Source organism: Vibrio sp. ED004 (assembly GCF_023206395.1).
Taxonomy (GTDB): domain Bacteria; phylum Pseudomonadota; class Gammaproteobacteria; order Enterobacterales; family Vibrionaceae; genus Vibrio.
In genome coordinates, this window is sequence record NZ_CP066149.1 from 3603459 (window position 1) to 3625428 (window position 21970).

The following is a 21970-nucleotide window of genomic DNA, read 5'->3' on the forward strand; positions in this document are numbered from 1 at the left end:
CAACCCATTATTAAGTGTAGCCTAAGAGTTATTTAGCTATTCATCATCTAAAACTTACAACCAAACACGCTTATGATTGCTTCATCAATTACGAACAATGAGACAGTCACCATGAGCAAAACACTTGTTATTTCAGGCCACTCTAACCTAGCTGAGTCATACACTAATACGTTAATCATCGATACGTTAGAAACAGAGATGAACGATGTGTCTGTTCGACGTTTAGACACGCTTTACCCAGATTACAAAATTGACGTTGAAGCCGAGCAAGCTGCGTTAATTGAAGCTGACGTGGTTGTGCTGCAGTTCCCGTTCTACTGGTACTCGGTGCCTGCATTATTAAAGAAATGGTTAGACGATGTGATGACCTTTAACTTTGCGTTTGGCCCAGAAGGAAACAAGCTAAAAGGTAAAGACTTCTTCCTCTCTTTCACGGTAGGTGGTCCCAAAGAGTCTTATGACCCTTTAAGCTATAACCACTTTACGATTGAACAGTTCATGTTCCCATTACAACAAACCGCGTACCTTGCGAACATGAACTATCACGCTCCGGTTTACACGCATCGTATGGTGTACATCCCTAACGTGTATAACAAACTCGAAGAGGTTCAAGCACGCGCGAAAGACCATGCATCTCGTCTAATGGAGCAAATCCGCAGTGTTACTCAATCGGGCGAGCAACTGGTTCGCAAGTTTGTATCAGGTTGGTTTGAGCAGTTAGACACACTACCAGAGCAAGACGCGCAGTTTATTCCGTCACTCGCATCTGATGTCGTGTTCAACATGCCAGAAGGCAAATTTGTTGGTCACGCAGGATTTAAAGATTGGTATTCAATCGTGCGTTCGACCTTCAAACCAAACTGTTCTCATGAAATTGAACAATTAGAGATCAAGCCATTGGGTTCGCAGTATAAAGTGAGCCTGCATGTAAGACTTAAAGCAGACACATACCCAGACTCGCCAATGAAAGGTGAAGCCGTGGAGCTTGTGGTGAACGAAACTTGGTTGGTCTCTGTTGATGAAAACAACAGCGTGAAGATTCACGAATATGAAGTGGTCGCGTTAGCTTAGATCTTGAAACAAAGAATAATCTAGCGGTCAATGAATACAGTCGGACAGCAGTGAGTGATATCTGCTGTCCCTGTTACCATTATTTTGAGTCACGCATTGAATCACGTAGCCCGTTAATATTCCCAGGCCTTAAATTGAGCGTTCGACGCCTTCATATCATCAAACAGCCACACCATTCGATCTAAGAACCACAACTTAAGTACCAAGACCCAGAAGTTGCCAAACGCGATAAGCCACAGGTCATTGAGGTACAAACCATAGAACAAGATTGGCAAGCCCGGTGCCATCGACGTGCTGATGACGCGAACCGCCGTTAAATGATGTTGTGGGATATCGAGCTGTGCTTTGTCTAAGTATATCCGTTCACCAAATACCGCTTTGGATGCCCAGTTGCTTGTGCTTTTGGGCACACCAAACGCTCTTGGGTTATACCAAATCCAAAACAAAGCCAAGCCGATGAAAAATATGGAGTAGAAACCAATGTATTCTCTCGACCAAATGGCTAGCGAGAGCAGAGATAAGCAAGGAACGCGAGTATATACACTGAGTGGATTCGAATGACGAGCCCAGCTATCTTCACTCATCACCATCATCTTTTCAAAAAACTTCATCACAGCACTCGCGCTTTACATTCACTTGGTTACTTTTTTGCAATCGTAGCTTCGGACAGTTTACTTAGAACGCTAGATATTTTCTTAATCACTTCATCACAACCGTTAATTGCGTGGCGGTTTAGTAAGTAATTAGGATCGTTGTAAGATAGCCACACTTTCTTGTTCGCGTCTTCACTTACCAACACCTTCTGCGGCAAATCAATAGCGACCTCTTGAGCACATTGCATTAATGGCGTGCCGACTTTTGGATTACCGAAAATAATGACCTCGGTTGGTCTGAGTTCAAGATCAACGTTACTCGCATTTTTCTGATGGTCGATTCTCGCAAACAATGTCAGGCCTTTGCTTTTTGCTATCTCTTCAAAGCGGTCGGCTGTCTCTTTCACTGAATAATTACTTTGGTACTTTATCAAACCGTCAGAAGCGGCGACTGAAAAGGATGCCGAAAGCAAAATGGCGCATAGGGGTAGTAGTTTTTTCATTGTTACCTCTGAGATTTAACCTAATTAAACATACGTTTATCGCGCCATCTTAACGTCGTGGCGTAACCTTCCTCAGTATAGACTTGTTTCAAACCTCAGTTTGCCGAGAGGATCACCTTTCTAATGCGTCTTATTATCATGCAATTGCTTGTACCTAATAGTTGTACCTAACTGTTCTAATACTTTGAGATGTTAAGAGTCAGAGACCCAAGGTCCGTGCAGCTCAAAGGTATGCTCATCAAAATCAATCACACCTTGAACACCAATCGGTGTCACGAGCATTGGATGAGTGTGACAACTGTCAAATCCATACAGTATCGGAATGTCTTTTCCATTTAGAACTTCAAGAAGTACGTCGAGTGGTGTGCGTCCTGTCCCTTTGTTATCAAACAACTCGTGCTTTCCGAGAACGATAGCGCCCACCTTATCGAATATGCTACATGCTAATAAGTGAGCAAATGAACGCTCAATCGTCTCAATACCTTTTAATGAGTCTTCAATTAAGAGAATATCGCCATCGCGAATTTCCGGCATGTATTGACTACCCCATATCCCAGCCATCGTGCTCAGATTACCACCAATCACGCGACCACTTACCTTACCATTACCGATGAAATACCATTCGTTTTCATAGACGGGTTTGGCTGAGTTTTGTGTCTCCCAATCGTGTTTGATGTCCGTCCATACCTTGGGCATGGTGTATTGATGTTGGCTCGTGCCTGAGCACAAAAAGCCACTAAATGATTGGAAGGTTTCGTCGACTAACGGCGGGAATTCACCAAATGATGCGACCAGTGCTGGGCCATAAAAAGTCACTAACCCCGTTTTGGCATAAATCGCCAATAACAATGCGGTGACGTCTGAGTATCCGATGATGATCTTCGGATTCTTTCTTAGCGCCTCGTAATCAATATACGGAAGTAAAGAATTACTATTATTGCCACCAATCGTCGACATGATGCAGCGAACTTCAGGATCACGAATCAGTTGGTTTAACTCTTCGGCTCTTGCTTGAATTGAACCAGAACGATAACAGTCAGACTTCCCAGTTAATGAACCTTCAACCAAGGTGAAGCCTTTCGCTTCAAGATAATCTTTAGCTCGATCGAACCTATTAGGAGCGAACACAGTCGCAGGAGAAGACGGTGAGAAAAATCCAATTTTGTCACCTATGTTTAAAACCTTTGGGTATATCACTTCCTTTGTCCTCCATAACAATAAGGAACCGCTATTTTAATCTTTTCAGACTCGTCATTTTTAATGCTAGAACTTATGTGTAGACGTTCTTAGAGTTCGATATAGAGCCTCAACATATCTTGATGTTGAATGCCATTTTCGAAGATCGGTTCTGGATAATGATCGATGAAATGATTCATGATGACTGAATCGACTCGAAAGCCTGCTCGTTGATAGTAAGTAAGCTGATAACCAAAGGTACCCGTCCCTAATTCAACGCGCTTAACGTCATGTCGAGCGAGCTGCTTCAATGCGAAGGCCAACACCTTTGAGCCAATACCTTGTTGTTGATGAGCAGGGCTGACTGACACGTTGAAAATTTCCGCGACATTTTCACCAATGAGTTTAACAACGCAGACACCAAGAATTTGATTGTCTTGCTTGGCAGCGTAACACCATGACTCATCTAGGTATGACTCAATACTGTCTTCTGATGGATCAGCTTCAAGTAACAATGCCATTGGGATTTCGCGTGGCTCAAGTTCTACATATTCCATTTCAACCTCTAAACGCCTGAACACTCACATAGTCAGGTTACTGTAATCTAAGAATCTGATTACTAACAGGTTTAAATCTCAAAAAAACGCTCTGTGATAAGACAAGCTTAATACTTATCAATGCCACGACTTAGTGCCGCACTTCTCGCATTGGTATTGTGCTTCCTGATCAATAAAGAAACTTGAAGCGTGCTTGTCATCTTTAAAAAACAGCGTCATCAAATATTCTATCAAGATTCCTATCTTCCACTGCCTGGCTTCTGATTCAGCTTCCGCTTTTGTTTCAGAATCTAAACGACTGGCAGGCACGTGCGGAGTCAATGAATGACAGGTTTCACAATGGTATGGGTGCTTAATGTATTTATTATCAATCATTTATATGTGCCAACTAACATCTATAAAGTTGATCGCATGGTAACAAGTAATCGTAGGAGACTCTAACTTATTATTTGAAAAGGAATTTTTATCAGAAGGTTAAATTGAAGGAGCAGACACAGGGTAATAATACCATGTGTCATGAATCTATTACTGTTACGGTTAATCGAATTGATGAGCCTAGGTGAGTCAGCGTTAAGCTGCAACTTCAACAGAACAAGTGATCTCGATTGTAGGTTGAAGCATCAAACAAACATGACAATGCTTGGCAACGGCTTCTTGAGCGGCTGAAAGGACATCGCTTTCTGACACACCCTTCGCCTTCACAGTAAAATGCAAATTCGCCGTTTTGTATAAACGAGGTTCGTCGTCGGTTAATGTATGTGTCACCGAGTTTTCTAAAGCCTCGACTTCGAATCCTTTTTCCTGCAACAGTAAAACGACATCTGTCGCACTGCACCCGCCAAGCGCTGACAGTAACACTTCAGTTGGACACGGAGCGGTATTGCTAGTGGCATCGATATCAAAGCTGAACCCACCTTCTGTTGTGACTTTAAACTGACACTCACGATTCCACTGAACTTTGATACTCATACGTTATTACTCGCTTATTAATTTACGCAATATTGGCTTGGAACTTCTTTGTCATTCCTTGGCAAGCCGGTGAGACAAGCTTATAACCCAACTTCTCGTAAAACGCTGGCTCGTCTGCAATCATTGAAACATACGAACCTTCTAGCGCAACAGAAGAAAGGTAACGATCGATGTATTCCATTACTTTTCTGCCTAAGCCCTGCCCTTGATATACAGGGTCTACTGCTACATCGACAATCTCGAAGTTACATGCACCATCACCGACAACACGTCCCATTGCGATGAGCTTATTACCATCTCGAATGGAAACGCCATACAAGCTATTAGGCAACGCAATCTTGGCGGCTTTAAGTGATTTAGGTGAAAGCTTGGCTTTAACTCGCATCTCACAAAACTCGCTTGGGCTAGGGACTTTTTCTTCGAATTTAATGGTCATTTATCTACTCCTTATGTCGGAAATAGAGAATACACACCACAGCTGTATAAATAAACAGTATCGCGATATTTTGAACAGAATGTCACATTCTAGAAAGCGAGCGGCGATAATTTGATTAAGTCAGTAAGAGACACTTGTAGCCCAAGGTACATTCGAACCTACTTCAGTAACCCTTGTTCTGCTGCCATTTCGAGCTGCACCTCGAGTTCACTCCATAGCGCCTTACTGCCCTTAGAAATGCGCTCACTGTTAAAAGTCATTACCTTATCTTTGGATATGTTGTGCTTCTTCCAGCTATGACCACCACCATGAATGTTATGAAGTAAAGGGGGCACTCTATCAATCGCTTTACCAAATCTCGCTTCCGGTGACTCTCCCGCTTCGAATTCAAGCCATAGTTCTAAATACTCGGTTCTTAAAGTGCTAGGTAATGACTTAAGTAGGCGCTCGACACAGTTCCTCTCTTTGAGTTTGTTTTCTTCGGTCTCACTAGCGTAGATGATCGTGTCGCCTGCGTCGATTTCTCCTAGGTCATGAATCAGAAGCATCTTCATCACTCGCGTAATATCAATATCTTCGTTGGCATAGTCTTTCAACATAAGCGCGCTTAAACAGACGTGCCAACTGTGCTCAGCCGAATTCTCATATCGATCCAATCCAACCGGTTTTGTTTGTCGATGAACATCCTTTAGCTTTTCGATTTCAGCCATGAATTGAAGAATGCCTTTAATGTCTTCCACGATGGTCTTCCTTAAGTTGAGTTGATGAGTTTAGATAGGTAAACGGTTAGCGCAATCAGCGAGAGTCATTAACCCCAATGGACAGCCATTTTGTAATAAGAGACACCCGATTTTTCGAATTCACTTCCCTCAACTGCCATCCCGAACCTTTGATAAAAACCTAAAGCAGAGGCTCGAGCGTCACACCAAAAGTAACTTACATTGAACGCTTGCAGGTCTTTGATGGCATGTGCGATCACTTTAGATCCCACACCCTGCCCTTGAAATTCGGGCAATGTAGCGAACTTACGCAGCCTTGCTTCCTTGCTTTGGACATAAACGGATGCAACACAAACTAATTGCTCACCGACAAACGCACCATAATGCGTGGCATGTTCATCACCTGGCACCATACAAAACGACATTGGTTTATCAGGCCATAAAACCTGGTGCCTAACCGGAAGCACCTCTGTCGCTGAAATCTTTCTAATTTCCATATTCGCTCTTTAAACTTCCGACTTGATTACTTTGGTTACGATATCTGAGGTTGGTACGTCATTAAGTGATAACGCTCTAAACCCTCTCCCTTAGTGGACGAGATTACAAAACCTTGCGAGTGATAAAAGCCAATGGCGTTTTCATTTGAAGTTAAACACTTCAGTTTCAGAACTGAGTAACGTTGCTTGCGGGTATTGAGTAAAGCAGAGCCCGCACCAGAACGTAGCGCTTGAGGGCAAACATAGAGGTGATGGATGAAGCTCTCAGGTTCCCAAACGGAAACAAAACCTAAAACCTTTTCGCCAGAAACAGCCATCCACATTTGCTCACCCTCTGTATCTTGGTCAAAATCAGACAATTTAAAATCGTTAGCATCTACCCAATGAAAGGTGTTCTGTCTTGATTCTAGATAGAGTACCCGTAAAGCAGCTAAATACTTGGGTTGATATTTTCTGACTTCCATGTAGTTCCTACAAATACGTATTAATAGGATTAAGGTTAAAGCTTACACACCCTTCCATTTACAGTTGCCAAGAACCAAGTTCAACGCCACTTTGAATGACAATCGCACACATCCCGTGACGTGGTAACTCCATTGGAGGTACTGCAACAACAGCTCCGAGCTTTTCTGCTGCATTCACCGCTGATTGAATATCTTCAACTAACGTGTAATGACGTACAACAGGCTCTTCGGTTTCACGAAGTGGCCCTCTGATACCAATAACTCCACCGTTAGACAATTTGGCAGTGCGAGCGCCTCCAAGGTTCATATCGGCATCACTGAACTTGACGTTATAGATTTGAAAATATGTAGCGCAAACGGTATCTACATCAGGGGTTACAATCTCAAGGTATTGAACTTTCATCGATTTTCCTTCTAATTCTCTATGTTATTCCGCTTTAGTTAGCTCTCTTTAATTGCACCACGCATTATGGATTGTGGACCAGCAGCCCCACCCAAATACTGAGCATTCGTATCTTCAAAGCCACCTTTTTTATAGCAGTCAAATGCTGCGGGATTCTTGCAATTGACCGTTAAGTAAACCCAGTCATACTTTGCGTAATTTGCTTTAAGATACGGAAACAGAGCTCTTACTGTTCCAGTGCCGAGCCCCTTACCTTGTTGGTTTTTATCAAGGACAAATGCTCTCAACCCAAGGCTTCCCTCTGGACAGAATTCATAGTGAGTAGAGTAAGCGATATCGAGTTTAAAGAAACCAACAACGTTATTATCAGACTTGATGACATGTAAATGTGTCGTGTCGCTGCCATCTAGCAAAAACTCGGCGGCTGTTCCCGCAAATTTCACTTGGTCATCCGCCAACTGAATATCGCGAACTGACGCTACATGAGAGTCGTTAAGCCTTTCGATAGTTATCATTATTATTCCTTTTTTATCTATCTGATTGTCCATGATTAAGAAACGGTGTTAGCGCTAATACCCCGTAATCCAATTAAGTTACCAAAAGGGTCTTCTACTTGGCACATAATGAGTCCGTCTTCGATCTCCATTGGCCCTCGATATAATTTCGCTCCAATGGATTGAAAACGCATAAGCGCTTTATCAAAGTTATCTACTGACCAATACAGCACCGTTCCCTTTTTGCCAAACCCGACTTTCTTATCTGCCTGTACAATTTCAATCGAGAAACCATTTATGTCTAGAACCGTAAAGTCGGAGTCTGGATGATAAATGGCAACAGCATCTGGAAAAGCCTTTTTGTACCAACATAACCCTTGCTCAACGCTAGGGACATGGATCAGGATTGCTATCGGGTTCAAGATCTTCTCCTAACTTACGTTACCAAAAATTAATTCCAACAAATGCGATTAGTAACCTACTCTTGAGTGCTCAAAGTGTACGTCACATGTCCTTTATCGGTTAGCGTGAAAGTCCATTCGTTGCTTCCTTCGACATAACGATACTGGTCTTCACTCTGCGTTGGTTCGACCATAGTAAGAAAACCATCTATCGCGGCACTCCCTAGAACGAATTGGCCATTCGAACTGTTGTTATCCAGGTCATTGGTAACCTCGATACTCGTTGTCGATTCTGGAAGAATATCTGGCAACCACGCTCTATCAAACAGGTTGTCGCTTTTCGCTTCTGCATAAGTTGAATATTCATTCGTCACTTGATCGGAACAGCCGACCAACACCATTAAAGCTGATGTTAATAATATTGATTTCATATTTTTCATTTATTCGTTTTTATAATGCGGTAATTGATTCTGCGCTAGCCATAGCAACGAGAGCAGTATTCTGAATGGATAGTTCGAAGCATATGACCATGCTTCGATAGAAAAGTGCCATGCGTAAATGGTCTATTCGAAATTTTGAATTGATTGATAAGCCAACATCTAACTGGCGAGATTAAAACTCATCACGTGTATCGCGAGAGCTATTGTCAGGAAAATTAAACTTGAGGACGTTATTGTCTTCCAGTGTAAACAGCACACGCCCATTTTCCACATCGGTTTCATTCCTATCTGAACAACCTAGAAAAAGCTCCCAATCAAATGAATACTCAAGTCGATATTGATTCTCGCTCACATGGACCACGTTTTTGATATTAATGCCGTTAACGACATGTGCCATTTCATCGATGTACGACAAATCCGGAACAAGTTTACTTTCAAATTCACTCGCAATTTCGGTTAAGAAATCGATCAGCTCAGAGCATAATTCAGCGCCATCAACTGAAGGCTCAGATTTTCGGTCAAACAGCATTCCCATGCTCCTATGGCTAAATTTTAGTGTGAGTACAATGCCCAGTGAGTCCAAGCGATTATCAGAGCTATACAATAACCTTGCTGTAGCTGCTTCGATCCATATCGACCACTTCTATCGTAATGGAGGCATCCACCAATGACAAAGACTCTAACTGCGTCATGACTGTGTTTGATAAAGTGGCTTTATTTGCATCGCTACGACCGGACAATATACGCAGTGTAACGTGAATAAAATCTTCTTTGGTTGTACCTGTTTGGTAGTGCTCATAAGCAACACTTCGAACTTTAATGTCTCGTCCGTCAGCCTCAAATAAGCCGGAGTTCAATGCTCCTAAAAATACTTTGTTGTTCAGCTGATCCGGTTTGATCGTAGAGGAATGTTCGATAATACAATGAGGCAAAACTAAATCCTTAAATACATACAATGTGAAGTGCCACCAGCACTTAGCGACACCAATTAATTAAACGTTATTGTTACTCGAGCTATTGTAGGAATACATGCGAACTTCATCTCTGGGAAACCATCCCAACTTTTCATAGAATTGTTGCGCATTAATATTGTCGTTATATACGAACAAGTGTGTTTTGGGGATACCTAGCCCAGTAAGCGCATTAACCGCTTCCGATACGAGCTGACAGCCAAGTTTCTGCCCTCTGAAATTGGTATCCACAGCGAGGTGTTGTAGATAGCCTCTACGACCATCAGTACCCACTAATACAGCACCAACAATCGTTTCATTAGATTCCGCGACAAAACTCAACCCCGCGTTACGTTCTAGATAGCTTGCAATGCTCTCTTTTGAATCAGCATCGCGAATGCTCATACCTTCAGTTTGACACCATAGGTTGATGACAGACTCATAGTCTTCGATGTGCATCTCTCGAATCTTAACCACTCCACTCTCCTTGTTTCGAGCAATATTTATTAGCAGTAATTAATAACGCGCGACTTACTCTTTAACCTGTTACTGAGCAAATTGGTAAGTAAGCTACCCGTTGAGCGTCTTAGTAAGAAACGACAGTGATGAGTCTACTGGGTAATTCTCCAACACCATTTGGCATTCATAGCCATGTTTTTCATAGAAAGGCTTGGCTTGAAAGCTTAAAGTGTCGACAAGTGACGATGTACAGCCTTGGGTTTGCGCGTACTCTTCAATGAGTTGTAGAAGCTTTCCTCCCACTTGTTTCCCTCTCATCGAGTCGTCTACCCAAAGAAACTTAATCAACAACCAATTTCCCCAAAGATCAGCGATAATGCCACCGACTTTATTATCACCTTCCAAGGCATAGTAACCCACTTGAGATTTGGGTATACCTTCCAGAAATGGCGTGTTGTGCTTAATTAAACCACTTCGGACTTCGTTGATGTCCTTGTCTGATGGCTCAATATCGAGTTTGTATTCCATGTTTTTACTAATCCGGGATAAACGTTTGACGGTGTGAACCAAAATTTACTTATAAAGGCTAAACTTCTTGGTAAATTCGCGGAGGGTTTCAGTGTCACCAAATAGGCATACACCTAAATATTCTAGATCCGCCTCTTTGGTTTCTTTCGTTCTCTGTTGTTGCTCGACAGAACCACCTTCGATCATCGTGCTCGTGAAATCAGTGAATTTGATACCGCGGCTAATGGCCTCTTCACGTACTTTTCGAAGCTTGTTCGAATTGTCGGCTTTCAAAACAATGAAAGGATAATGAGACAAATTAGGGTGAGTGCCGTCATCCATATCTTGATAGTCAACGTAACAGGTTTCACCCTCATTCAATTGATTCGACAAGCCAACACTCAAATGCCCTAGTACATTCAGCGTTCTTCCCAAATCCATCTTCTTACTTAAAACAGCAATAAATCGTTTCTGGTTTTCATCTGGCAAAGTGCTCACTGCGTTCCCTTAATTGTTGGCGGCAATACATTAGCTTTATAACGTATTACCGAGGTGTAGACATTGCAAGTGCTTCATCTAGGAGCTTCTGACTCTGTAAAATTGGTTTTGAATGTAAACGCATAAGGCGAATCACCCATTTCTCTTAGGTGCTCTAACCGCTCAATCGCTTCATCAAGACTTGGAATGTGTGCATCTTCAACCCACCAAAGCACATAGGTGTCTTCCGCTAAGCGATGAAACCACTCACCTTTTCTTCGCATGAAGTCACGATGATGAGTTCTAAACATAAAGTTCTTTAAAGAGTCCACAGAATCCCAAACCGACATATTGACGATCATATTCGGATCATCAAAAGCTTTAATGTTGGTCGCATCACCAGATTCGTCTTTGAGACGCCAAACAAAGCCTTCACTGCTTTCAGCTATAGCATTTACCTTATCCAGATTGTCGACAAAGTCTTTGATTTCTGGTGCATCTAAAGCGTACTTCGCTAGAGCAATATTTAATTGAGCTAATTTCACAATGCTTCTTCCTTGAATGATTATGATAAAAATAGAGAACGTTTTATGGTGTGTGTGACTAAAATATCATGTTTGATAATGGAATCTAGAAGTAGTCTGGCATTGAGCCTTTGAACTCGGCGTCATCACTCGCAATATACATACAATCAGAACCTTCAACACTGACAAATCCAAGTCGTTTATAAAACTGTTGGTCGATATCACTATGCAGGTATAAAACCTCACAATTTTGATGAGCGAATAACTCAGCTTTTACTAAGTTAACTAACTTGGAACCATAACCTTTGCGTCTTAGGGTTGGAGGAGTCGCCACAGAACCTAAACCGAAACTACCTTCTTGAAGACCGAACGTGCCGCTGTAAACAATGAGAGCAGAGACAACTTGTTCCTTTTCGACCAGTACATACCATGTTCCCCTGAAATATTTACCACTGTTACGACAACAAGATAAATATTCATCTAAAGAAAGGCCATCACCCCATACATCGAAGCCCATTAGATAAACGATATCGAGCTCATAAGGTTCAGCTAATCTTAAGTACATGATAGTTAATTTCCCTATTTAACCAATACATAAAATATCTCTCAAGCAATAGACACCCAATCTTAAACAGAAGTACGTATGGAATATTCCGCTTCAATGCTCTGTTCGTTAACCCGCTCTAGCACCATTGGGCATTTCGTTTTCAGGGCAAGCCAAGCACGGTTGCAGTTTGTCTTCGTAGCCGATGTCGAACAACATTCCTTGAGACACTTCACCTGCCATCTTTCTTTCTGGCAAGTTCACGACAAACAACGCTTGCTTGCCTTCAATTTCCTTCGGGTTTTCTCGCTCTTGCTTTATACCCGCCAAGATTGAACGTTGATGATCGCCAAAATCTACTGTCAGCTTCATTAACTTATCGGATTTAGCGACTTCAGAAACCTCGGTGATTAAACCCACACGAATGTCGATTTTCGCGAAATCATCAAATGTGATTTCATCTTTGATTGGAGCGTGTTCCATGTTTCTATCCTCATGAAGACTTAAGCAGAAAATACCAAGCGTTAAGAGTCCATCATAAATTCTTTATTATCTTTTGGCACTCGTAGTGCTGAACAATTAGTCTTTAACGAGACGCCGAACAACTTTCTCGATTGGTGAGATAAAGCAGATACTTCGTGATAAAACATCACGAGCCCAGAAGCGGTAGGTGTTTTCGTTGGTGATAAGTTAAGGCAAGTTCTAGGCAATGTTTAATTTCGGGCTCTGGCAGCGGATCGGATAAGCGCAATTCAATTGCCCTATCTCCTTGAAACCGCAATACATCACCATGCAACTCTCGAAAGGTGTCTACCAACTTGGTTTGGCAGTGAAAATACAGATAATAGTTATTCGGTGATTTCAATTTCCAGTCGATTCGAACTGGGCTACCTGTCTTTACGCTGTAGCTGGGTTCTCCCCACTTCAACGACTCTTCGACTTCGCCCAACTGCAAATCGGATGATAGTTTGAAGATAAGTTCTCGTAACTCTGCAAGCCGAATTCGAGCATTTACTGGATACTCTTCGAAACGATCTTTGACTGCCTTGTCCATTGAAACCTCCTAGTCCAGTAACCTTAAATCCGAGCTCAATACCACACATTATAAATCAGCTTTACATGCTTAGTTATTACTTCAATTGGCCGTCACGCTGAACCCGAACAACGTCTTCGTTTGGTGCTGGGATCTCGAACCACGACCAAAACAATTCGAGCATCTCCGGCGTCATTTCGTATGACTTGCCATGCAACTCGGAATTACGTGCAACTGCTCTCTGTTTACAAGTATCAAACGGAACATCAAGGTAATGAACCTCACTTTCAACACCCAACTTTTCAGCCCAATTTGTAAAGTTTTCTCGATCGACTTTACGCCAAAAACCGAAGTCAAAAATAACAGGAACGCCAAGAGTAAATAGTTGCTGCGCCGATTCTTTGAATAAATCTTGAAGCGTAGCTAAACGTTGATCAAATACCTCACGCTCCATATGCTCGCCATACAAATGAATCATCCACTCATCAATTGAAAAACGAAAAGCGCCATATTTATCTGCAAGCTGCTTGGAATAAGTCGTTTTTCCTGACCCAATAAAGCCACACACGAAATAGATTTTAGTCATGGTTTCTCGTTACCCTTGTCTTTAAAGCGTGTTATTTGCTGATGCTAAAGATTCTGTGTCTTTGTCTATGATGGCACGTACCGAAGCTGTAAGTTCATCGCTGTCAGTGTACTTTCTGCCATAATACAGATTGAAACCATAATCAAAGTTATCTGGGTTTTTCCCTTGTGTATGTTGTAGCAAGGTTTCGATTTTATCGAGAGCTTTAGCTAACTTTGCTTCTTCTGATGACGCGTTTTCGTATTCATCCCAAAGCACAAGAATATCTTGTTGCAACTTATCAGGGAGAGGCGCAATCAAGGTAATCAGGTCCAGCCTTTCTTGCTCTCCTTTATTCGAACCTTCTACTTGTTCAATGGCAGCAATATCACCACCAATGGCCTCACCCAAGTCGTGAATGATGCACATCTTGATTAATTTAAGTGAATCAAGATGTGGGTACTGCTCTGAGAACATCATCACCATTAAACATAAACGCCAAGTGTGTTCAGCGGTACTTTCATGTCGACCATTTGAAGTACGAGCTGTTCGCAATGTGTTCTTAAGCTGCTCTGCACCTCTTAAAAACTCCAAGACGCCTTCAATTTCTATATTTTTCATCACATTATTTCCGGTGAATTCATAGTGCACTTGGTGCCAAGTGTGAGAACCTCATTTAACACCAACAGTTGGCTAGAAGAACTTTTTGGACATGTTGTAGAACCTATCATCAGAGCTATCAACTACAAAGCCCACTCTTTCATAAAGTCGGAATGCTGGGCTAATTTTAAAGACTCGTAACTTCAGTCGATTTACACCTAATTCAACCGCTAAACGTTCACATTCAGCAAAGGCAAGCGCACCAACGATTTCGCCATTGAGCAAAATATCAAAGTTGGTCAAATCGCGAATTTGCTCTTCGATCTTAACGCAATCCCATTCGACCGAGTATTGCTCATAGTAAGAACGCATATTTAAAAAAGTAATCTTCGCCGAAGCTGATAGATCTTTTGTTTGCTGGTACGAAATCATGAATCCCCGAACACTCAATTTACGTGTTTACTCTGCTGACAGCTTACCCAAATAAGAGTGGTATAAACAACTGCGCTAAAAGCCGATTCAGCCCCAAATTGCCGAACATTGAAAATCTGTTCCATTTTATTGTTTGGGACTTAATACGATGCGCCATTGATCTTACGAACAGGAATACGCGAGATAACTTCGTTTTCAGCCATTCTCATATTTACTGCTAAAATATCTTCGGAGCATTTCTGCGTTGTTACATAATGCGTTAGGCAGCCACATGAATTGCAGCGGTGAAACTCTACTTCTTTGTCTCCCCAACAGTAAAAATCAGTTTGTTCAATCATATTGATTTGAACTTACTCGGGAGAAAAGTAAGCCCAAGCCGCGGCATAACGACGACAAATAGAACAGTTACACTCGCCAACTTCTTTAGGGAGCGAACTTAATATCAAACTTACGTTTCCACAGTGACACTTTAATTCCATCCAAAAAATCCCTGTATTCACATCAAGCCAAGTAAAGGCGTTAGTAATGCTGCCACGAAACTTCCCTGCGCAGCTAACGCAGCTGTTAAAGGGTGAGCAATGCAATAACCGCCGCAAATCACCTTAAATACTAAAACCAACGTATAGTGAAAATGCCAAGCGTTACAAATCACTCTTAAACAGTTAGTTTAATAGTTGTGCTCTTGCGTACAGTGATAAAAGTCAGAAGATAAGTTCACTCGTTTGAAAAGATCGCTAGACGTAATAAGCTCGAGTAAAGTATGCATTGCGACTCCATACTCGCTTAACTTTTGATCATCGTCACTCAATTCATAATGCTCATCATATGCCGCTTCATCATAGCCAGACATGCCATAAAGTGCGATAGCATAACGGTTACTCCAATCTCCGATATTTTTCCTCACTCGTTCACGGGTCTCTTCGGACCTATATGTGTCCTCTAACCTATTTATCTCGCGCTCAGCGTTAATCAACCTCAACAACTCAACTTTATGCGTACCGGTCAAATCAGATTCATCTGCCTTAACTTTCTCTTGAATTTGTGTATCTATAATTCCGTCCAAATCAGACCAAGTATCTAACTTATCCTCTTCGTATTCTTCAAGCTCTTCCCAACTGTCTAAGGGTTTGTTTGCTTGATCCCACCAATCAATGTACTCATTGAGAGTTTTGTTGAAACCAGCTTCTGTATGGATGTAAACAACGCCTTCAGAAATAACTAACGCGTAAATACTTTCACTTTCATAGTTATCAATTAATACTCTTAGCTTAGGCTCAAGCGCCTGAAAAATTGAATCTGCGTTTAGACGCCTTCTCATAAAGTTTCCCTATTAAACTAACGCCCGCTTAAGTGGCGAATGGACGTGTGCCAGAATTGAAGCGAAGCGAAAATGGCACGCGTTTATGAGTCTGTCTTAAACGCTTTGTTGAACGAAGCCGCTACGCGGCAGAGTAAAACGAGTGCAAACCATACTCTTGTAACACCATCACCCTGATGGTCGTTCACAGGAGTAACCCCATGAAACCCGATGACTTAAAACGCTACAACACCCTTTATGAACAACACCTTACCAACCTAAAGCTGCAAGGTAAACGACCCGCGACCATTGATGCCTATTCCCGTGCGGTTCGTCGGATCACCGCTCATTTCGACCGAGCCCCTGATACATTAACGACCTCTGACCTCAAACACTTCTTCGCGTCTCTTATTCAAACCCACTCGTGGAGCACCATAAAACTCGATCGTAATGGCTTGCAGTTTTTCTATCGTTACACGCTCGATAAACAGTGGGAATGGCTCAATATCGTCAAGCCGCCACAAGTAAAACGACTGCCCGACATACTGACACCGCAACAAGTCAGCTCGCTGATTAGCCACACTCGACAGACACGTTATCAAGTGTTTTTTCTTACTCTGTACAGCATGGGGTTGCGCCTTGGTGAAGGATTGAACCTCACGGTTCACGATATCGACAGCCAAACAATGCGCGTTCACATACGCGAAGGAAAAGGCGGAAAAGACCGAATGGTGCCGCTTCCGCTGCGAACGCTTAAAGCTCTTCGCGTGCATTGGCTTACCCATAAGCACCCTTATTACTTATTTCCTGGCCTTGGTACATGTCGCGACACCCCCATGGATCGTGGCGGTATTCAAAAAACCATGAAACTTGTACTCAAAGAGTGCGGAATCCAAAAACACGCCAGCCCCCACTCACTTAGACATTGCTTCGCTACGCACTTACTTGAGCAAGGGGTAGACCTGCGTTCACTACAAACGCTACTGGGTCATGCAAGCCTTAATACCACTGCTCGTTACACCCGAATGACTACGCTAAAACAACACGATGCTGCGATGGCCATCAATCATTTAACTGATGCTCTAGACTTAACGTGGAGCATTACATGAGTACCTTTATTGAACTGCTTCGCCAACATCACTCTGCGCTTAAACGTCACTATTATGCGCAGATGAATGGCGATATGCATCGAGCCATTGGGGCGATGCTCCGTTGTAAAACAGAACAACAAGGTCGCTCACAATGGTTCTGCAGTCACTGTCATCACAATGACCGATTACCGCTTTCTTGTGGTCATCGTCATTGCCCTCAGTGCCAACAACGTACCACCACTGATTGGCTTCAACGTCAGCAGCAAAAGCGGTTACCTGTTCACTATTTCATGGTGACCTTCACTTTGCCGTATCAACTAAGGGTCTTAGCAAGACATCAACCTAAAGCGATATATAGCGGTATGTTTAAGGTGGCATCAGGGGTATTAAAGGATTTTGCCAACAGGCAGCAGCAAGGTGAAATGGGATTCACTGCCGTGTTGCATACTCACAGCCGACAACGAAACTTACACCCACATCTGCACATTATCGTGGCGGCAGGCCAATACGACGCATCAAGGCAAACGTGGCACAAAGGCAACAAGCATTACCTCTTCAACGCGTTTGCTTTGGCCAAAGTATGGCGAGCAAGAATGCTAGAGACCATTAATCAACACCCAACGCTGTGGCTGCCGAGTGGCATACCCAAACAATGGGTGGTCGATTGCAGACAAGTGGGATACGGTCAGGCTGCACTCAACTATTTGGCTCGCTACCTCTATCGCGGCGTGCTGCCTGATGAAGACATCATCAGTATCACCGATGATACTGTCACCTTCCGCTATAAAGAGAGCCAGACCAATGCATGGCGAACGCGCACCTTGCCCACTCTGAAGTTCTTACTGCTCATTTTGCAGCACGCGCTGCCCAAAGGGTTGCAGCGAGTACGAGATTACGGTTTTTTACGTGGTCAAGCACACGCCTTAAGAGCCCGCATTCAACTGTTGTTATTGAACTTGCTCTATATAATGCCGCCGCTAACCGCACCGATAAGAACCAAAGCAATACGAGTATGCCCTTGCTGTCAGCATCAGATGGCGTGTGTTGGAGTAAGTCGACCCATCTAGCCGAAAGGCATTTGATAATAAGGATAATGGCATCAACGAAAACAAAGGAGATGTAACGACGAAAGAAACGAAAAATAGCTAACTGGTTGATATGATTGCTATCGCAACCTTATCTTGGCCTCGCTCGCCTTGAGAAAAGCCTCAAAGCGATTTGCCCTTCATACTCATCGTACAATTTACTTAATAAAGTGGCTTCGGGCTTGTTCAACACTCGGGATTTAGTGTTGGCTGCGCAACACCTTAATCCTTATTTGTTAGCTTTATTGTTCTATAGCCTCATTCAACCAATTTAAAAGAACCCCATGAGAAAACTCAAAGAAGGTGTTAGCGGAGATTGGTAAGTCCTTTGATGACCAAGTTGCTCCTAAAGAGTGACTTGCTAGCCCCAAGAGCCCCTTTTCTGCAGGTGGCATATCCTTTTCAGTTTGGGAGGGAGCCCTACACAATGGGGCTGGGAATGGCACGCCACCATGCAATGCGTTTGAACGATAACCGTAAAGCATAGTTAAAATGCTTCTAAAGTTGGTTTTTGACCATTTAATTCGAGCCCAATCTCTAGGTCTTTTTCTAGGTTCTGCCGGCATGTAATTCAGACAGAACTTAACAAACTTATTAGTCGCCCCTAAAGACTTTTCGATATGCAGAGCAACCAAGTTACAAAGTTCTTCACCACCTTGAGACTCCAGCGCCATGTATAACTCTGGTTTACTCGCCTTTAATTTTTCCGATGGAAGATAATTCGACTTATCCCAAAAGTTAGCAGCCGTTTCTAATGCTGAGATCAGCATTAACCATGCTAGTTCAGGCTCACTTTCTACCATCCACAATGCATCTTGATACATTCTTGCACAACGGATTAAAGCAACATAATGATCTTCACTAAGTTTATGTAAAGTGCCAAAAGGAAAGGCATCAGTAATATTTACAGATTTGATAGCTGATGGGATTATCGGCTTAACAATTCTAGACGGGAAATTAGGAGCCACTCTATCAGCAGAGCGTGGTGTACCAAGCGGGTCTGAATTAAAACCACCGTACTCTCTTACTACCCCTCCAGCTTTGACTCGAATGCCTAATATCAATGACATCAAAGCTGCGATTTCATCTGGAGCCCAGCCACCATGATATGATGAGCTATCGGTATCTAAGTCATAGCTGCGCTCAGTGGTGAGAAACCACTCAACCCTTAACATCATTGCTTCTGCAATTTCGCCGCTATTTCTGTACCATGGAATTAAGTTTAAAACATCATATGGCACAGACTCTTCTCTGAATTCACCTGTAATATAACTATCGGTAAATAAAGGAACCTCAAAAATGGAATATGGTTTTACACCGCTTTCACGGCTTAAACTCAAATTCCAATACGATTGAATACCACCTGTTTTATTCAATTCTGACTCCGATATTGATAAATAAAGCTAACGCTTAAGTATTTATCCGTTGTCGTAGCACAATGGATAAATACCTGTTGGACTTGGCCGCTTCTATCTATGGAATTTGCTTTTTAGGACTGACTTGCGTTCTACTCTTATCATTAAGACCGGTACCCCGTCAGCCGTCCATTTTCCACTTCTAGCCGCCAATTTATCTACAGCGACTATACCCGTTGCATAATCTTTTTAAAAGCGAACAATGCCCCTCTCTCGCAATAACACAACGATAATTTTATTCATTATAATCAGACAACTAGGTCAGTCGGTGCTCTGAAACGACTATCCTAGGTCTAATATTGATGCACACGAGTACCATGCTGTTGCTATGGCAGTTCGGACAACAAGGTTTCTCTTTCAGCACTTCCGATTTCTCTGCGGGTCGCTTTCGTAAGCTTTGCCTAATTTCCGCTATCGCTTTTACCCGTACAGCATTAGCTAAAAAGCCATAGTAGCGTATTCGCATTAGCCCTTTAGGCAACACATGTAAAAGTAAGCGTCGAAGTAACTCGCCCGCATTACAACACATTCTTTGCGTCCCATTGGTTCGGTAGTCTTTGTAACTCATCGTGATACGGCCATCCACGTTATAACTTAATTGGTTGGGATTTAATCCGATACGATTGCAATACCGAGATAGATAACCCACTACCGCTGTAGGCTCGTGGAGTACAGGTTTACTGTACACAACCCATCTCTTACTAGCGGCTTCCTCTAATAAATTACTGTGCGTTGCTATCAACTCGCTTACTCGACATAACATCTCTTTCTTAAAGCGAACGGATAAGGCTTTAACCGGAAGCAGGTAACTCTCTTTTCTTGTCGGTTGCCATTGCCGATCTTTTGTAAGCACCCCACTCGGTAACAGGCAATGAATATGAGTATGTTGACTCAGATTTCTTCCCCAAGTGTGAAGAACCATCAATGCACCAAGTTGACCAACAAGATGATGCCGCTCATTAGCAAACGCGCATAACGTTGCCCACACTGAGTGAAACAAGCATTGATAAACCACCTTAGAATGCGCTTTAACCAAAGCATTGAACTCGTGAGGTAAGGTAAAAACCATATGATGGTAGGCCACAGGTAAAATATCTTGGCTTCGCTTTGTTAGCCATTGCTGTCTCATCTGCTCTTGGCAATTGGGGCAATGACGGTCTCGACAAGAGCTGTACCAACGCGTTTCATGACCACATTGCTGACAACGCCAGTCGTAGCTGCCCATACGCTCGGTCCGGCAGTCTCTTAAATGGTTAAGCACCTGCCACTGTCTCGGTGTGACTTTGCTTTTATCAAGCTCTTCTAAGCCTTGTGTTAATACGGCTTGGTAAGGAGATAATGCGTTCATTCGCTCTCCTCCCATAGTTGAGCAACTAAGTCGAACTTACTTCCGTCCGAGCTTTCGTTGTGATGACCTATCCAATGGGTGTACCTCAATGTCGTTTTGATATTCGAATGTCCGAGGTAACGCTGCAGAACATTCAAAGGCATGCCCGATTCAAGCTGATGTGTCGCATAAGCGTGCCTCAAGGCGTGTATTCCTCCTAATTTTCTGACGTTTGCCTCAACTTTTGCTGCTTTGAAGCACTTCTGCAAAGAACTAATACCCAATGGCTTTTTGGGCTCTAGGCTGGGAAACAGCACTACGGTTGGGTGATAATGACGCCAGTAATTTCGAAGATGATTCAGTTGGCTATCACCCAGTGGAACAAAGCGATCTTTTTTACCTTTACCACAATGAATGTGCAGTCGTTTCGCCGTACCATCGATGTCTTTCACGTACAAGCCTACGACCTCACTGACACGTCGGCCACACCCGTAACACATTTCAAGTGCGGTCTGATATTTAAGACTTCGACAATGACTAATGATACTTCTTACTTCCTCGCGATTAAGCAGCTCCGGTATTTTACTGGCACGTTTAATCGGGGGAACCAGTCGCTCTTCAAATTCTCTATTCAAAACGGCACGATAAAAGAACAAGATGGCATTCAAAGCTTGAGCACAAGTACTACTACTTAAGCTCCGCTCTGTGGTGAGCGTACGTAAATACGCACCAATCTGTTCATCGGTGAGTAAATCAGGGGACAGTTCGTAAGTAGTAGATAGATCTTTAACCCAACGTAAATAGCTTGCATGGGTTTTCGGAGAAAAACGGCGAACCGCCATTTCATCGATAAGTTGTTGTCTTAATGGGCTCATGATGTATTCCTTAATCTATGGATACATCATAAGTTTCGTCTATCGGGTAAGTGAGAGGAAAGTCCT

The 21970-nt window shown here is 42.8% G+C and carries 33 protein-coding genes and 1 pseudogene; 3 read left to right on the plus strand and 31 right to left on the minus strand.

Annotated features, from left to right (window positions below; all coding sequences use genetic code 11):
* Positions 1–111 precede the first annotated feature (111 nt).
* Positions 112–1071, plus strand: coding sequence for an NAD(P)H-dependent oxidoreductase (locus tag ITG10_RS16480; RefSeq protein ID WP_017631901.1), 960 nt, complete (start codon positions 112–114; stop codon positions 1069–1071).
* 113 nt (positions 1072–1184) lie between these two features.
* Here ITG10_RS16480 and ITG10_RS16485 read toward each other — a convergent pair whose 3' ends face one another.
* From ITG10_RS16485 to ITG10_RS16620, 28 genes and pseudogenes are all read right to left on the minus strand, one after another.
* Entirely contained in the window at positions 1185–1682 is a 498-nt protein-coding gene (locus tag ITG10_RS16485; protein ID WP_248386534.1) for a DUF6653 family protein, read from the minus strand.
* A gap of 29 nt (positions 1683–1711) precedes the next feature.
* Positions 1712–2167 (minus strand): DUF302 domain-containing protein, encoded by a 456-nt coding sequence (locus ITG10_RS16490; protein WP_248386518.1) that lies wholly within the window; start codon positions 2165–2167, stop codon positions 1712–1714.
* A gap of 192 nt (positions 2168–2359) precedes the next feature.
* Positions 2360–3364, minus strand: coding sequence for a S66 peptidase family protein (locus ITG10_RS16495; RefSeq protein ID WP_017629720.1), 1005 nt, complete (start codon positions 3362–3364; stop codon positions 2360–2362).
* Between the two features lie 89 nt (positions 3365–3453).
* Positions 3454–3900: a GNAT family N-acetyltransferase gene (locus ITG10_RS16500; protein WP_017629719.1), complete on the minus strand. Its 447-nt coding sequence runs from the start codon at positions 3898–3900 to the stop codon at positions 3454–3456.
* Between the two features lie 117 nt (positions 3901–4017).
* Positions 4018–4275, minus strand: coding sequence for a hypothetical protein (locus tag ITG10_RS16505; protein ID WP_017629718.1), 258 nt, complete (start codon positions 4273–4275; stop codon positions 4018–4020).
* A gap of 195 nt (positions 4276–4470) precedes the next feature.
* Entirely contained in the window at positions 4471–4869 is a 399-nt protein-coding gene (locus tag ITG10_RS16510; RefSeq protein WP_017629717.1) for an OsmC family protein, read from the minus strand.
* 22 nt (positions 4870–4891) lie between these two features.
* Positions 4892–5305 carry a GNAT family N-acetyltransferase gene (locus ITG10_RS16515; RefSeq protein ID WP_017629716.1) on the minus strand — a complete coding sequence of 138 codons (414 nt, stop codon included), beginning with the start codon at positions 5303–5305 and terminating at the stop codon, positions 4892–4894.
* Positions 5306–5463: 158 nt separating this feature from the next.
* The gene (locus tag ITG10_RS16520; protein ID WP_017629715.1) at positions 5464–6045 is read right to left on the minus strand and encodes an HD domain-containing protein; all 582 of its coding nucleotides are present in this window, start codon (positions 6043–6045) and stop codon (positions 5464–5466) included.
* A gap of 68 nt (positions 6046–6113) precedes the next feature.
* Complete coding sequence (locus ITG10_RS16525; RefSeq protein WP_017629714.1) at positions 6114–6521, minus strand: GNAT family N-acetyltransferase; 408 nt, start codon at positions 6519–6521, stop codon at positions 6114–6116.
* 35 nt (positions 6522–6556) lie between these two features.
* Positions 6557–6985 carry a GNAT family N-acetyltransferase gene (locus tag ITG10_RS16530; RefSeq protein WP_017629713.1) on the minus strand — a complete coding sequence of 143 codons (429 nt, stop codon included), beginning with the start codon at positions 6983–6985 and terminating at the stop codon, positions 6557–6559.
* A 58-nt stretch (positions 6986–7043) separates the two neighbouring features.
* Entirely contained in the window at positions 7044–7388 is a 345-nt protein-coding gene (locus ITG10_RS16535) for a hypothetical protein (protein ID WP_017629712.1), read from the minus strand.
* A gap of 38 nt (positions 7389–7426) precedes the next feature.
* Positions 7427–7903 (minus strand): GNAT family N-acetyltransferase, encoded by a 477-nt coding sequence (locus ITG10_RS16540; protein WP_017629711.1) that lies wholly within the window; start codon positions 7901–7903, stop codon positions 7427–7429.
* 35 nt (positions 7904–7938) lie between these two features.
* Positions 7939–8304 carry a VOC family protein gene (locus tag ITG10_RS16545; protein WP_017629710.1) on the minus strand — a complete coding sequence of 122 codons (366 nt, stop codon included), beginning with the start codon at positions 8302–8304 and terminating at the stop codon, positions 7939–7941.
* 56 nt (positions 8305–8360) lie between these two features.
* Positions 8361–8714: a hypothetical protein gene (locus tag ITG10_RS16550; RefSeq protein WP_128815148.1), complete on the minus strand. Its 354-nt coding sequence runs from the start codon at positions 8712–8714 to the stop codon at positions 8361–8363.
* A 181-nt stretch (positions 8715–8895) separates the two neighbouring features.
* Positions 8896–9252: a hypothetical protein gene (locus ITG10_RS16555; protein WP_017629708.1), complete on the minus strand. Its 357-nt coding sequence runs from the start codon at positions 9250–9252 to the stop codon at positions 8896–8898.
* Between the two features lie 67 nt (positions 9253–9319).
* Positions 9320–9655: a 5-carboxymethyl-2-hydroxymuconate Delta-isomerase gene (locus ITG10_RS16560; RefSeq protein WP_017629707.1), complete on the minus strand. Its 336-nt coding sequence runs from the start codon at positions 9653–9655 to the stop codon at positions 9320–9322.
* 60 nt (positions 9656–9715) lie between these two features.
* A complete protein-coding gene (locus ITG10_RS16565; protein ID WP_017629706.1) occupies positions 9716–10150 on the minus strand; it encodes a GNAT family N-acetyltransferase in 435 nt (144 codons plus the stop codon).
* A 93-nt stretch (positions 10151–10243) separates the two neighbouring features.
* Positions 10244–10660, minus strand: coding sequence for a GNAT family N-acetyltransferase (locus ITG10_RS16570; RefSeq protein WP_017629705.1), 417 nt, complete (start codon positions 10658–10660; stop codon positions 10244–10246).
* Between the two features lie 45 nt (positions 10661–10705).
* On the minus strand, positions 10706–11137 hold the full coding sequence (locus ITG10_RS16575) for a DUF2000 domain-containing protein (RefSeq protein WP_017629704.1): 432 nt from the start codon (positions 11135–11137) through the stop codon (positions 10706–10708).
* Positions 11138–11211: 74 nt separating this feature from the next.
* Entirely contained in the window at positions 11212–11661 is a 450-nt protein-coding gene (locus tag ITG10_RS16580) for a DUF3291 domain-containing protein (protein WP_248386514.1), read from the minus strand.
* Positions 11662–11746: 85 nt separating this feature from the next.
* Positions 11747–12205 carry a GNAT family N-acetyltransferase gene (locus ITG10_RS16585; RefSeq protein WP_017629703.1) on the minus strand — a complete coding sequence of 153 codons (459 nt, stop codon included), beginning with the start codon at positions 12203–12205 and terminating at the stop codon, positions 11747–11749.
* Between the two features lie 108 nt (positions 12206–12313).
* Positions 12314–12667, minus strand: a complete 354-nt coding sequence (locus tag ITG10_RS16590) for a tRNA-binding protein (RefSeq protein WP_017629702.1) — start codon at positions 12665–12667, stop codon at positions 12314–12316.
* A 166-nt stretch (positions 12668–12833) separates the two neighbouring features.
* Positions 12834–13238, minus strand: coding sequence for a DUF1801 domain-containing protein (locus ITG10_RS16595; RefSeq protein WP_017629701.1), 405 nt, complete (start codon positions 13236–13238; stop codon positions 12834–12836).
* A gap of 76 nt (positions 13239–13314) precedes the next feature.
* Entirely contained in the window at positions 13315–13803 is a 489-nt protein-coding gene (locus tag ITG10_RS16600) for an ATP-binding protein (protein WP_017629700.1), read from the minus strand.
* 21 nt (positions 13804–13824) lie between these two features.
* The gene (locus ITG10_RS16605; RefSeq protein WP_017629699.1) at positions 13825–14403 is read right to left on the minus strand and encodes an HD domain-containing protein; all 579 of its coding nucleotides are present in this window, start codon (positions 14401–14403) and stop codon (positions 13825–13827) included.
* A gap of 72 nt (positions 14404–14475) precedes the next feature.
* Positions 14476–14754 (minus strand): GNAT family N-acetyltransferase, encoded by a 279-nt coding sequence (locus tag ITG10_RS16610; RefSeq protein ID WP_248386512.1) that lies wholly within the window; start codon positions 14752–14754, stop codon positions 14476–14478.
* A gap of 200 nt (positions 14755–14954) precedes the next feature.
* Positions 14955–15293 (minus strand): annotated as a pseudogene (locus ITG10_RS26510) (aldehyde-activating protein).
* 188 nt (positions 15294–15481) lie between these two features.
* Complete coding sequence (locus tag ITG10_RS16620; protein WP_017629697.1) at positions 15482–16132, minus strand: hypothetical protein; 651 nt, start codon at positions 16130–16132, stop codon at positions 15482–15484.
* A gap of 200 nt (positions 16133–16332) precedes the next feature.
* Between ITG10_RS16620 and ITG10_RS16625 the strand changes: the two genes are divergently transcribed.
* Complete coding sequence (locus ITG10_RS16625) at positions 16333–17220, plus strand: site-specific integrase (RefSeq protein WP_017631401.1); 888 nt, start codon at positions 16333–16335, stop codon at positions 17218–17220.
* Positions 17217–18269 carry a transposase gene (locus ITG10_RS16630; RefSeq protein WP_026084310.1) on the plus strand — a complete coding sequence of 351 codons (1053 nt, stop codon included), beginning with the start codon at positions 17217–17219 and terminating at the stop codon, positions 18267–18269. The genes ITG10_RS16625 and ITG10_RS16630 overlap by 4 nt, the downstream gene beginning before the upstream one ends.
* 260 nt (positions 18270–18529) lie before the next feature.
* Here ITG10_RS16630 and ITG10_RS16635 read toward each other — a convergent pair whose 3' ends face one another.
* From ITG10_RS16635 to ITG10_RS16645, 3 genes are all read right to left on the minus strand, one after another.
* On the minus strand, positions 18530–19663 hold the full coding sequence (locus ITG10_RS16635; RefSeq protein WP_017630818.1) for a hypothetical protein: 1134 nt from the start codon (positions 19661–19663) through the stop codon (positions 18530–18532).
* 295 nt (positions 19664–19958) lie between these two features.
* Positions 19959–21050, minus strand: a complete 1092-nt coding sequence (locus ITG10_RS16640) for a transposase (protein ID WP_017630819.1) — start codon at positions 21048–21050, stop codon at positions 19959–19961.
* A complete protein-coding gene (locus ITG10_RS16645) occupies positions 21047–21904 on the minus strand; it encodes a tyrosine-type recombinase/integrase (RefSeq protein WP_017630820.1) in 858 nt (285 codons plus the stop codon). The genes ITG10_RS16640 and ITG10_RS16645 overlap by 4 nt, the downstream gene beginning before the upstream one ends.
* Positions 21905–21970 lie beyond the last annotated feature (66 nt).